This is a genomic window from Ruminococcus sp. (assembly GCF_024684275.1).
The window spans coordinates 56734-69211 of sequence record NZ_JAIKXF010000106.1 but is presented as its reverse complement, the minus strand read 5'-3'; the positions used below and the strand labels follow the sequence as shown (position 1 = coordinate 69211).

At 44.8% G+C, this 12478-nt stretch carries 12 protein-coding genes; all 12 read left to right on the top strand.

Translation table 11 applies throughout. From position 1 onward, the window contains the following. The coding region (locus tag K5677_RS12545) for an AMP-binding protein (protein WP_296728600.1) at nt 1-709 on the top strand (709 nt) is incomplete at its 5' end. Between the two features lie 110 nt (nt 710-819). Continuing rightward, nucleotides 820-4053: a lectin like domain-containing protein gene (locus tag K5677_RS12540; RefSeq protein ID WP_296728597.1), complete on the top strand. Its 3234-nt coding sequence runs from the start codon at nt 820-822 to the stop codon at nt 4051-4053. Nucleotides 4054-4740: 687 nt separating this feature from the next. Then, nucleotides 4741-6213 carry an ABC transporter substrate-binding protein gene (locus K5677_RS12535; protein ID WP_296728596.1) on the top strand — a complete coding sequence of 491 codons (1473 nt, stop codon included), beginning with the start codon at nt 4741-4743 and terminating at the stop codon, nt 6211-6213. Between the two features lie 116 nt (nt 6214-6329). Beyond that, the gene (locus K5677_RS12530; protein ID WP_296728594.1) at nt 6330-7382 is read left to right on the top strand and encodes a sugar ABC transporter permease; all 1053 of its coding nucleotides are present in this window, start codon (nt 6330-6332) and stop codon (nt 7380-7382) included. After that, nucleotides 7379-8278: a carbohydrate ABC transporter permease gene (locus K5677_RS12525; RefSeq protein WP_296728592.1), complete on the top strand. Its 900-nt coding sequence runs from the start codon at nt 7379-7381 to the stop codon at nt 8276-8278. Before K5677_RS12530 ends, K5677_RS12525 begins: the two co-directional genes overlap by 4 nt. A 115-nt stretch (nt 8279-8393) precedes the next feature. Further along, on the top strand, nt 8394-9314 hold the full coding sequence (locus K5677_RS12520) for a hypothetical protein (protein WP_296728589.1): 921 nt from the start codon (nt 8394-8396) through the stop codon (nt 9312-9314). Beyond that, nucleotides 9304-9807 (top strand): stage III sporulation protein AB, encoded by a 504-nt coding sequence (locus tag K5677_RS12515; RefSeq protein ID WP_296728586.1) that lies wholly within the window; start codon nt 9304-9306, stop codon nt 9805-9807. The genes K5677_RS12520 and K5677_RS12515 overlap by 11 nt, the downstream gene beginning before the upstream one ends. 3 nt (nt 9808-9810) lie before the next feature. Continuing rightward, nucleotides 9811-10008 carry a stage III sporulation protein AC gene (spoIIIAC, locus tag K5677_RS12510; RefSeq protein WP_296728585.1) on the top strand — a complete coding sequence of 66 codons (198 nt, stop codon included), beginning with the start codon at nt 9811-9813 and terminating at the stop codon, nt 10006-10008. Between the two features lie 83 nt (nt 10009-10091). Beyond that, nucleotides 10092-10391, top strand: coding sequence for a stage III sporulation AC/AD family protein (locus K5677_RS12505; protein ID WP_366849426.1), 300 nt, complete (start codon nt 10092-10094; stop codon nt 10389-10391). 7 nt (nt 10392-10398) lie between these two features. Then, a complete protein-coding gene (locus tag K5677_RS12500; RefSeq protein ID WP_296728580.1) occupies nt 10399-11493 on the top strand; it encodes a hypothetical protein in 1095 nt (364 codons plus the stop codon). After that, complete coding sequence (locus K5677_RS12495) at nt 11494-11955, top strand: hypothetical protein (protein ID WP_296728577.1); 462 nt, start codon at nt 11494-11496, stop codon at nt 11953-11955. It abuts the gene before it with no gap. Continuing rightward, nucleotides 11942-12466: a hypothetical protein gene (locus K5677_RS12490; RefSeq protein WP_296728574.1), complete on the top strand. Its 525-nt coding sequence runs from the start codon at nt 11942-11944 to the stop codon at nt 12464-12466. The genes K5677_RS12495 and K5677_RS12490 overlap by 14 nt, the downstream gene beginning before the upstream one ends. Nucleotides 12467-12478: the final 12 nt, after the last annotated feature.

Sequence of the window (12478 nt, the reverse complement as noted above, 5' to 3'; positions counted from 1 at the left end):
GACAATGGAGGAAGTTGTCGAGAAGATGCACATGAGCGAGATATGCATAACTTACGGACAGACCGAGGCTTCTCCCGCAACAACTATGAGCAAGACTACCGACTCACTGGAACAGCGCGTAAATACAGTCGGCGGACCTATCTTCGGCGTTGAGTGCCGCATAGTTGATCCTGAGACCAATCAGGAAGTTCCTGACGACGTTGACGGCGAGTTTGTGGCAAGAGGCTACAATATCATGAAGGGCTACTACAAGATGCCCGAGGCTACAGCAGCAGCTATCGACAGCGAGGGCTGGCTCCACACAGGAGACCTTGCAAGACGCCGCTCAGAGGACGGATACTTCAAGATCACAGGCCGTATCAAGGATATGATAATCCGCGGCGGTGAGAATATCTACCCAAAGGAGATAGAGGACTTCCTTTACACATATCCCAAGGTAAAGGACGTTCAGGTAATAGGTGTTCCCGATGAGGACTACGGCGAGGAGATCATGGCGTGCATCGTGCTCCAGGACGGCGAGACAGCTACCGAGCAGGAGATCAAGGACTTCTGTCTTGCAAGAATGGCGAAGCACAAGTGCCCGAGATACGTTGATTACGTAGACGGGTTCCCTATGAATGCAGCTGGTAAGATACTCAAGTACAAGATGAGAGAGCAGGCTGTTGAAAAGCTCAAGCTCCACAAGGCAGATAGTATTGTAACTGCTTAAAAGGATATATATTTTTTTTTAAACCCGTATTTCAAGAAAGTACGGGTTTTCTCTTGCTTTTTTTCGAGCTTTGTGTTATAATTGCTTTATGTGAGCGAGGGGGCGAAATTATGAAGAGGTTTTTCAGCGGATCAACTGCTTTCCTTACAGCGGCAGCGTTAGTCTGCTTCTCTGCGCCTTCGGCTGCTTATGCTGAGATCAGTCCGTTTATCGGACACAGTAATAAACAAGCCGCAGTATCAGCACACAGCGGTACGCTATCTATGCCCGTTCTTCGTTCAGTTGCGGCACAGGACGGCGTAAAGTTTGAGCCTGCTGCTCCGTATATGCCTATAGGTACAAACAATGTCAAAGAGGCAGATACGGCAGAGCTTCCTTCATCTTTTGATATGCGCAAGGTTTACGGCTCTGCCTCTGTAAAGAATCAGGGCTCCTACGGTACCTGCTGGGTACACGCGGCAATAACCAGTGCAGAGTCAAGTATGCTTCCCTATGTTCCGCATATTGATCTTTCAGAGCTGCATACAGCTTACTATAACTATTTTGGCTCAGGTCAGCTTACACCTGTATCCTATGAGACTTCTGATATACTGTCTGAGGGCGGAAATGGCCGTATGATAACCAATCTCTGGTCACAGTGGATAGGACCTGTCAGTGAGGATAAGCTCCCCTATGAGAATACGAGCTTTTTCGATAACCGAACTGACACCGAGCTTATGAATTTTCAGTCGGATTATCACCTCAAAAACGCATATAATTTTGAATATGACAGGGACAGAGGCAACTTTGACGAGATAAACGCTCTCGTTAAGGATTTTCTGTACAATGGACAGGCAGTTGATGTATCCTATATGTCTGACAAGGAAAAGAACTGGTCAAGTCAGTACAGCAGCTCATACTGTGAGCGCAAGCCGAGATTTGCCAACCATGCCGTGACTATAGTCGGCTGGGACGACAGCTTTCCTGCTTCTCATTTCAAGAAGAAGCCCGAGGGCGACGGCGCATGGCTATGTCAGAACAGCTGGGGAACACATGACGGTGACGAAGGCTATTTCTGGCTTTCCTATTACGACGGTACGCTCAGCGATTTTGCGGTGTATCAGCTGGAAAACAGCGACGAGCACGACATCATATATCAGTACGACAGCTTTATACCAATACAGACAATGTCAGCTTATGATACAGCTGAGGAAAATGGACCGTCCTATATGGCAGATGTTTTTACCTCAGTTGGTGATATACAGCTGAGTACTGTGGGTACTTACATATATAATGCAGGCACCGAGTATGAGGTGACTGTATACTCCGCACTCAAGGACAGGAATGATCCCTCATCGGGAACTCCCTCAGCGGTTACTAAGGGCAAATGTGATATGACGGGGTTCTTTACGATAGATCTTGATGAACCTGTAATACTTAATGATAATGAGGATTTCAGCGTTGTCGTTAAGCTTTTCTGCGAGGATTCGCCATTTGTTCTGCCGCTTGAGAGCAGTCTCTACGTAGAGAGCAAGGATAATTCTATAAACGATATAAGCACCTATGTAACAGACAGCGAAATGCGCAGTCTGACAGGCAGAGGTGAAAGCTTTTTCAGTGCTGACGGCGAAACATGGACAGACGTCTGTGACGAGAGCGTGACTTATTCCGAGGAAGAAAAGCAGTTTATGCTTGAATCCTTTATCGAACAGCTCTACGACGGCATTGACGAAAGCGATACCGAGCTCTGGAGAGACGCACAGCAGGGCGAAAAAAACTACAGGAAGATATTTGCTATGGGCGATATAAAGTCCAATTTTGGTAATCTTACCCTGAAAGCTTATGCAGAGCCTATAGGAAAGGTGAAGTTCTCACAGCCTGCGGGAGCTGCAAATGAAAGGGTAGAGCTTACCTGCGGAAGTCCGCAGAGCGATATCTTCTATACATATAATAACGAGCAGGAGAGCGTGAGATATGAAGCTCCCATTGCTGTAACCGATGCAGTTAAAATCAGCGCCTATGCAGTGACCGAAGGCGTAAAGAGCAATGTTATTTCGGAGAGATACTTTACTCCGAAATATGCCGCGTTCAACTGGATCGGCTATAGGACTGCTTCCGACAGCTACGATAGTGATCTGAGATACGCAAAGCGTATATCTGATCATGAATATACTATAAATATACCCGAGGAATATGATTCCATTTCGCTTACTCTCGGTACAGTGAATAATGTTGAGTATAACGGTAAAAAGTACGGTGCCTATGACGTGATAGAGGCTGTGCCTGCTGATTACGGACTGATAGATATTGAACTAAAGCTGTCAGGGGAGAACTGTATCGACAATACAGTTACCCTTCATGTGATACGTTCACTGGTAAGATTCGATGTTCAGAAAGGCGTTATCAGCACTTCACTTGCAGACAGCATTATTACTCCTGACGGAAAGGCACTCTCAGCAGATGACAGTGTTCTGGAATATGCAGGGCAGACTCTGACCGCTGTAAAGGACGGCAAGGAGATACCTGTTCCTGTTCCCGAAAGAGCTGATGTATCCGGGTTCAAAATAAACTATTTTGCGGAAGCTCTTGGACCCTTCAGCCGTGAGATGAGCGAAAAGCTTGAAATAGCTGTAGGTGAGTCCGATAACAGTGGATTCGGCTCTGCAAAGGGAAGGATTATCAGCGGCGCTGATGTATCTTCTGAGGATTACGGCTTATACTATATAGGTATAATCCCCGGTGAGTCCTTCAGGCTGAGAGCAAAGGGTGAAAACGGAGTATTTCCCAGCGAGATCATCAGGTATGATATACCGGACGCTCCCGCAAGGGTTCCTGATATAGATTCACTCAGGCAGTACGATGCAGACCATTGTGCCTTTGAGGAAAATGTATACGAGATAGCCTACGAGGGATACTTCTCGGAGATGATCATCGAGGAGATAGCCAATGAATATGGCTATACCTATGATGAATTTGAAGCTCTTATGGAAAAGCGGACAGGTCTCGGAAGAGAGCTGCTTAATAAAGTTATCGGAAGTGAATACAAGACAGGCAACATCATTAAATATGAAACACGCTGTTATGTCAGATATTCGGCTACCGACAGATCTTTCGCTTCAAGGACTGTATTTGTCCCGAAACAGTATGGAGCAAAGGCAGGCGATGTTGATTTTGACGGTCATGTGAATGCTGTTGATGCTTCGGCAGTACTGAGCCACTATGCGGCAATATCTACAGGAAAACAAAGTGAGCTCACCGAATCACAGGTGAGAATGGGCGATATGGACGGTGACGGACATACCAATGCTGTGGACGCATCTGTGATACTTGAGATATATGCTTTCAATTCTATTGGCAAATTTTAACAAAGCCAAATATACATTTGATAAAAACGCGCAAAACTGCACAAGCAGAGAAGAAAAAATTTTATGTATTCGGCAATAGCCATAAAAGAATAAGCTTCCCATTGTGTAATAAGCGTCAATGTGCTGTTACTGAATTGTAACATTCAGAATGAATGTTCTGATAACAGCAAAGCGCGCGTTGTGTTTTTGCACAATCAGCGGAAGCGAGGTTTGTAAGGTGTGACCAAAAAAGGTTAAAGAACATTACAAAATGACTCAAAGACTTGACTTTGACCGCAAAATACGGTATATTTGTAAATGCAAAAGCAATTGTTGCATAAAACTGCTGATCTGTGCGAGGAAGAATTACTTTCGGAATCAATCAGACACAGTATTATGATATGGAACGTATGCAGAGTGTAAAGGCTCTTATGACGTCAGATGTGAAGTACGTTCACAAATGATCGCCGCCCTGACATGAAGCTTCGGGAAATATAAAATTCATCTGCGATGCAAAAAAGATATATGTGAAGTAAAAATGACTTCACGGGAACAGAAGCAAAGGCTGACAGAACGGTTGCAGGACGTCAGCGGTGAGCACAATCATCGGACAGAAATAAGACCGCGATGTTACCCGCAAACAATATTTATTACCCACGTAAATATTATACGCAAGTATAATATAGATATTTAAGGAGGAAAAATCTCATGAACACACTTAAGAGAACTTTAGCTTTAGTAGCTACACTCGCAATGACAGCTACAGCTTTCGCAAGCTGCGGCGACAAGGGCTCATCATCATCAAGCGAAAAGGCAACAGAGGCTGCTACATCTGGTAACGATGAGGCAACAACTCCTGCTGAGACAACAACTGAGCCAGAGGGCGACGGGACAATCGATCCATCAGTAAAGACAGGCGGCGACACATTCACAGTTGCAGCTTGGAACCACGATGACGTTCCTGCTCTTATCGCTTCTTGGAAGGGCCTTAACGCTGATACAATCGTTGCTGATCTCGCAGACGGCAAGGTTGAGGGCATCAAGTTTATCGACTTCGGTGTAGGCGGCGGTCAGGCTTCTGAGAACTATGACCAGCTCTTCAACGACGGTACAGACCTCGACGTTTACTTCGTAGAGGCTGACTGGGCACTCAAGTACATCAACGATGATACAAAGACACTTCCTCTCAGCAAGCTCGGTCTTGGTGATAAGGATTTCCCAAATATCTACAGCTACACAGATGAGATCGGTAAGGATTCCAACGGCGTTCGTAAGGGTATCTCATGGCAGGCTGCAGCAGGCGGCTTCGCTTACAGAGCTGACCTCGCTAAGGAGTACCTCGGTGCTGAGACACCAGCAGATATGCAGAAGCAGATCGATAACTGGGATAACTTCGTAACAGCTGCTAAGACAATTTCTGAGAAGTCAAGCGGCAGCGTTGCTCTTGCTGACTCACTCGGTGGTATGTGGCAGGCATTTGCTTGTGGACGTACACAGCCTTGGGTTAAGGACAACAAGCTCGTTATCGACGATTCTTGCAAGAAGTTTGCTGAGACAGCAAAGGCTCTCTGGGATTGCGGCGGAATCACAAAGAACAACCAGTGGACAGATCAGGCTTGGACTGCTTCTGGTGTTTCCGGTAATGTAATGGGTTACTTCGTTTCAACTTGGGGCTTCGGCGGATTCTTCCTCGATGCTGCAGGCGGCGAAGGCGGTGCTCAGTACGGCAAGTGGGCTGTATGTGAGGGACCTCAGCCATTCTACTGGGGCGGTACTTGGATGGTTGTTAATCCAAAGACTGATAACGGCGACCTCGCAAGAGAGTTCATCGTTGCTGCAACATCTGATGAGGCTAAGATGACTGAATACGCTAAGAGCAAGCCTGAGTATGTAAACAACTCTAAGGTTATGGACGACCTCATTTCTGCTAACACAGTATTCAACGAGAAGATCTCTGGTAACTTCGTTGACAAGCAGAACTACTTCGCAGAGCTCGCTGAGAATGCTAAGAGCATTGACTTCAAGGGACTTATCACACCTTACGATGCAACAATCAAGGGCAACTTCGCTGAAGCTGTAAGAGATAATTACCTTGAGGGCGGCAAGTCTTGGGATGAAACAGTTGAAGCATTCAAGGACAAGGTTGCTGAGTCAATACCTGATCTCGAGTGGGAAGACTAATTTTAGTAAAATAGTCTAACATTACAATGTAATAAATATGCCTACGGAATACTCATGTATTCCGTAGGTGTATATTTATTTATATTTATATTAATTCTACCGAGAGGGTGTGTGTTATGGCATCAGGCGCGCAGAGACGCATAAAGTCGATCAGCTATGCAAAGTATGGCTATCTCTTTATTTTGCCGTTTTTTCTTGTTTATTTCTTTTTCCAAATGTGGCCGCTGATCAACACCTTTATCGTAAGTTTCCATGGCAACGGTAAGAACGTTGAAGCATGGGTAGGACTTCAGAACTATAAGGATATTCTTTTTGGCGGAACCAGAAAAGTTCGAGTTATCCACGAGAGCTTTTTCCAGTGCTTGAGAAATACTGTTATCCTTTGGGTCGGTAACTTTATTCCTCAGCTCGCTCTTTCACTTTCACTGGCTGTATGGTTTACAGAGGCACAGTTAAAGATTCCGGGAAAGGGCTTCTTTAAGGTTGTTATGTACCTTCCAAACATAATTACTGCCGCTTCAGTAGCTGTTCTTTTCCTTCAGCTCTGCGGACAGTCAGAACAGACTCCGGGTGCGATCAATCTTATTCTTTATAAGCTTGGCATCGTACATAGAGACCCAGGTTCTAAACTTTACGACTGTATGCCATTTATTGATGGTGAATGGCTTTCACGTTTCGTTATCATGTTTATCCAGACATGGATGTGGTTCGGTAATACCATGATCATGCTCATGTCAGGTATTCAGGGTATCAATCCTTCACTGTTCGAGGCTGCAAGCATCGACGGTGCAAGCTCAGGTCAGGTATTCAGAAAGATCACTCTTCCGCTTTTGACTCCTATCATGGCATATACTCTTATCACTTCCATGATCGGCGGTCTCCAGATGTTTGATATTCCTTTCCTGTATAATACGACAGGAACTCCTAAGGATCATATCAAGACAGTGGCGGTAATGATCTTCCAGTACTTCCATGCTCAGGCTGATGAGAATAAGATGGGTTACGCTGGTGCTACATCAGTACTTCTCTTCTTCATTACTCTTGCTCTCGGTCTTATTGCGTTCTATCTTACACGTGACAAGGACGAGATCGCTAAGAAGAAGCAGCGTAAAAAGATCGCTCAGCAGGCTAAGAGAGAAAGTAAGCAGTTTGGAGGGATCAGTATATGAGTGATAACATGAAAAGTGTGTACGGAAATGTAAAGGACAATTACTCCTTTAAGATCAAATTAAAGTCGGGTATACTTGTTCTTTGGTTTATTATCCTTACGATCATATGTCTGCTTCCTATCTATATCCTTGTTATCAACGCAACTCGTTCACATACGGATATAGCAAACGGACTCAGCATTCTTCCAAGTGATTATCTGAAGAAAAACTGGAACACAGTATTTAATAAGCCTGAATTCAAGCTTATTTTCAGTGCATTCCATGGTTATAAGAACAGCTTGATCATCACAGTTTGTTCTACATTCCTTACAGTTTTCTTCTCAGCACTTACAGCTTACGGAATCCATGTATATGACTTTAAGCTCAAGGAGATTTCCTATTCAGTTATTCTCCTTGTAATGATGGTACCTATGCAGGTAACATCTGCCGGATTCATTGCATTTATGTCAGACCTTAAACTGACTAATACTTACTGGCCTCTTATCCTTCCTGCTATTGCAGCACCCGGTGTTGTTTACTTCATGAGATCATACATGAAGTCTTCATTCCCACTGGATATTGTTGAAGCTGCTCGTATCGACGGATGCGGAGAGTTCAGAACTTTCGTGTCAATTGCTATTCCAATGATGAAGCCGGCTATAGCTGTACAGGCTATCTTCGCATTCATCGCAAGCTGGAACAACTTCTATACACCTAACATGATCCTCATCAGTGTTGATCTGAAGCAGAAGACTCTTCCAATGATGGTATCTGCTCTTCAGTCATCTGATAAGCTGAATGACTATGGTGCTATCTACCTTGCAATTGCACTTGCAATTATTCCTATCATAATCGCTTATGTATTCCTCTCAAGATTCATCATCGCTGGTGTTGCTCTTGGTGGTGTAAAGGAATAATCACAAAAAATCACAGCACACTTCGGTGTGCTGTTTTTTTATGGACGCTTCGGCGTCCTTTTTTGTTCTAAAGACTTGTACAGCCGAATAGTATTTAATGTAAGGAGTGATGAAAATGAATGGTAGTACAAGCTTTGAGACTATAACAGCCTATCTTCCTGAGAAGCTTCGCCGACTTTTGCTGAATATCCCACGTGATAAGCTGAACGGTTTAATGGAAGTCAGGCTTCGTGCTGAGGGAGCAGTATATCTTGTTTATCCGGACAAGATTTCTTTCCTTCGCTGTGACGGTGGGCTTACTTCCTATTATAATAGGAAAGAAGTTTATAATGTGACTTCAGCTGACATCAGAGAAGCAGTCGAACGGCTGTGTCATTATTCGGTACACAGCTGTCGTAAACAGCTTTCTATGGGGTATTTTGTTGTAGAGAATGGCGTACGAGCAGGTGTTTCCGGAGCATATTCCTCCACAACTGATCCTGTTCTCACGGATTTTACATCGCTGAATTTCCGTGTTTCAAGATCTGTTGAGGGCTGTGGGGAGGAGTTATTTTCTTCAAATTACGACAAAAACATTATTATATGCGGCGGAGTAAATTCGGGTAAGACAACAATTCTTCGGGATATATGCAGACTTACTGGCAATTTAAGAAAAACTGCCCTTATTGATGAGCGAAATGAGATAGCTTGTCTCCATGACGGTATTCCTCAGCACGATGTGGGAGCAATGACTGATATTATCAGCAATTGCAGCCGAGCTCATGGTATCAGCTCATCGATCCGAACTCTGTCTCCTGAGGTCATTATATGCGACGAGATAGCCTCATTGTCAGATTCTGAAGCTATAATCGACGGTATTGGCTGCGGAGTAAAATTCATTATTACTGCTCATGGCAGCTGCTATGATGAACTTATTAAGCGCAGTGAGATAGTTTGCCTGCTCGATAGCGGTCTTTTTGATACTATTGCTATACTCAAGGGTGCTGCGGCTCCATCAAAGATAAGAGAGATAAAGAGGCTGAGAAATGGGAATTAGATTAATTGCAGCGGTTTTAGCCATGTTTTGCGGAGCATTTTTTGGTTTGTACCGTTCTGAAAAGCTAAAAAAATACGTAATTGTCTGTACTGAATCTGATAAGGTTTTCAGACTTGCTGAAACCTTGATAAGAAGCTGCGGTACTGATATTTTCAGTATTTTCACTGTTTTAAAACGTGAAAACTTCTCAAAGCTTGGCTTTATAAGCAAGCTTTCAGATGAATATTCCGCAGAAATTGATTTTCACAGCCAATGGAGGCGTCTTCTGACGAATGAGGCAGATATTCCACATGAGGAAAAGGGAATACTGCTTGATTTCGGTGAGCTTCTGGGAACCAGTGACATCGACGGACAGCTTGACGGCATCACAGCTTTTAGATCGCTTATGCAGGAGAGGTACGAGCTGCGTTCAGCGGAATATCACAGTAAGGCTAAGCTATACAGGAGCGTGGGCGTTCTGACCGGAGTAATGGTAGGAATTATGGTGATCTGAGGAATGGAAATTGATCTTATATTTAAAATCGCAGGCACGGGGATCATAGTTGCTGTGCTTAATCTGGTTCTTAAACGGGCTGAGCGTGAGGAACAAGCAATGATGACCACACTTGCAGGGCTCATTGTAGTTCTCGTGGTAATAATAGACGAGATAAGTGACCTTTTCGATAAGGTCAAAAATGTATTCGGACTATGGTAGACAGCTGTTTTTCGGTAGGAGCTTTCTGTCTCGCAGGAACTCTCATATCCGTGATCTTAAAACAATATTGCACTGAGCATTCTATGTCAGTAACTCTGGCGGTGTGTGCCGGTGTAATGGGCTTTTTTGTACTTCTCTTTGATGAGCCAATGGCTGAGATAAGAGACATTTTTGAAATGGCAGGGATAGCTGATAGCTATATCTCCATAGTTTTCAAGACTCTTGCCATATGCTGTATAACCCATATTACAGCCGAGCTCTGCCGCGACAGCGGCGAAGGAGCAATTGCCTCTGCGGCAGAGCTATGGGGCAGAGGCGCTGTACTGGTTCTGGGGATCCCCGTGTTCAAGGGCTTTTTGCAGCTTATAGAAAAGCTGATATAGGAGTGTTATGAAAAAATTCGGAATATCAATTATTATAATTATCTTGCTGCTTATAATAACTGTACCGATACAAGTATATGCTGTAGATGAGCAGAGTGTCAAAAGCGAGTATACTCAGCAGCTTAATGATATTCTTGCAGACTTTGAGCTTGAGACAAGCTCCGATGATATAGAGTCTTTGAGCTTTGGCGGTTTTGTAAGGGCTGTTGCAGAAAAGGTTTCTGTCAGTGAAGCATCTCCATTCAAGCTTCTCGGTACTATTTTGCTTGTGATGGTCCTGGCTGCTATGCTGAAAAGCGTCGGGAGCGTGAACTTCAATGGCTCCGGAAGCATTTACGGTCTGGTCAGTGTACTTTCTTCGGTTACGGTGATCTCACCGCAGCTTTTTTCGGCTTTTTCTCAGTCAGCTGAGGCTGTGAACATCAGCGGCGGATTCATTTCTGTATTCATTCCCGTGTTTTCGGGAGCTGCCGCTGCGTCGGGACATATAACCTCTGCCGCAGTTTATGATATTTCTGTATTAGCGGCATCGGAGCTTATAGTTCAGCTGGTGTCGGGCTTCCTGATGCCTGTTCTTAGTGCGGCAGCCATGCTTTCTGTAACGGGAAGTGTTTTTACAGCTAATGATATGAGCGGCATCGTACAGCTCATGAAAAAGGTCATTACATGGACGATGACCATAACAATGACTGTTTTTATAGGTTTTGTTACGCTGAAATGCAGTCTTGCAGGCAAGACAGACGGTGCAGCCACAAAAGCGGCACGTTTTGTGATCTCGGGAAGCGTTCCCGTGGTAGGAGGAGCAGTTTCCGACGCCTATGCTGCGGTTCGCAGCAGCTTTGATCTGATTCGCGGAACTGTGGGAACAGTTGGCTGTATAGTTGTTCTGCTCATTATTCTTCCGCCTGTGATACAGATTGTTCTGTTTCGCTTTGTTATGTGGATAGGAGTGGCTGCGGCGGAGCTTTTTGGCGCAGAGCATATGAAAAAGCTGCTCAGCTCATTCGACAGTGCCCTTGCCATAGCTCAGAGCGTTCTTGTGTGTTATGGCGTGATGTTTGTGCTTTGTACCGGGATACTTATGCAGACGGCAGGTGGTTAAATGGAAAACTTTATTGCGGCAGTTCGGGCGGTATGCTATGTTTCCGTGGGAATATGCATAGTTCAGAGCATTACCGACGGGACAAGGCTGCGCTCACAGGCAGGATTTATCATGAAGCTTGTATTTACCGTGACTGTTACAGCTCCCATAGTCAGCGGAGTTTTCAACATTGAGCTGCCTGACCTCAGTGCCTTTGACAGAACGGACTACAGCTATACATCAGAGATCTATGAAAATGAGCTCAGAAATCAGCTTTCCGAGAATATTTCAGCTGTGCTTCGGGAGCAGCTCAGCTCGGCAGGGATAACAACCGAAAAAATCCATACCGAGGTTAATATTTCAGAGGATGGAAGCATAAATATTAATAGAGTCATTATCAGCACGTCGGACTTTGAGGCATCAGCCGAGATCATCCGCGGCAGTATCGGACAAGAAACGGAGGTCATAAATGGAAGTGACTGAAAGAATAAGAGAGCTTCTAAAAAACAGGAAATGGGCTGTATTTATGACCGTATGCGGAGTTACAGGTCTGCTGCTGATAATGATATCGTCGCTTTTGCCTGAAAAAAAGGCTTCGCCTGCTGTAAAAGCGGAGCATAAGAGCGTATGTGACAGTACAGCTTACTGTAAGGATACAGAAAGTCGGCTCGAAGCTTTTCTAAGTGAGATCGAGGGCGCAGGTGAGGTCAGGGTATACCTGACTGTTGGCAGCGAGCAGCGCTACGTATACGCTACAGAGGGGCGGCACAGCCGTTCGGACAATAAAACGGAGGAGGAAGAGAAATATGTTATAGTCGGCGGCGGAAGTGAGAAGAATGCACTTATTGAAACAGTTCAGGCTCCCGAGATAACGGGAGCGGTGATAGTATGCGGCGGAGGAGGAGATGCTGCTGTACGTGAACAGATCTACAAAGCAGCTTCGGCTGCTCTTGGGATACCAACGGCAAGGATATATGTTGCCAAAATCAGATAAAGGAGAATAATT

Coding starts and splice junctions, on each gene's coding strand:
- K5677_RS12540 (WP_296728597.1), top strand. CDS start 820: ATGAAGAGGTTTTTCAGCGGATCAACTGCTTTCCTTACAGCGGCAGCG.
- K5677_RS12535 (WP_296728596.1), top strand. CDS start 4,741: ATGAACACACTTAAGAGAACTTTAGCTTTAGTAGCTACACTCGCAATG.
- K5677_RS12530 (WP_296728594.1), top strand. CDS start 6,330: ATGGCATCAGGCGCGCAGAGACGCATAAAGTCGATCAGCTATGCAAAG.
- K5677_RS12525 (WP_296728592.1), top strand. CDS start 7,379: ATGAGTGATAACATGAAAAGTGTGTACGGAAATGTAAAGGACAATTAC.
- K5677_RS12520 (WP_296728589.1), top strand. CDS start 8,394: ATGAATGGTAGTACAAGCTTTGAGACTATAACAGCCTATCTTCCTGAG.
- K5677_RS12515 (WP_296728586.1), top strand. CDS start 9,304: ATGGGAATTAGATTAATTGCAGCGGTTTTAGCCATGTTTTGCGGAGCA.
- spoIIIAC (WP_296728585.1), top strand. CDS start 9,811: ATGGAAATTGATCTTATATTTAAAATCGCAGGCACGGGGATCATAGTT.
- K5677_RS12505 (WP_366849426.1), top strand. CDS start 10,092: ATGTCAGTAACTCTGGCGGTGTGTGCCGGTGTAATGGGCTTTTTTGTA.
- K5677_RS12500 (WP_296728580.1), top strand. CDS start 10,399: ATGAAAAAATTCGGAATATCAATTATTATAATTATCTTGCTGCTTATA.
- K5677_RS12495 (WP_296728577.1), top strand. CDS start 11,494: ATGGAAAACTTTATTGCGGCAGTTCGGGCGGTATGCTATGTTTCCGTG.
- K5677_RS12490 (WP_296728574.1), top strand. CDS start 11,942: ATGGAAGTGACTGAAAGAATAAGAGAGCTTCTAAAAAACAGGAAATGG.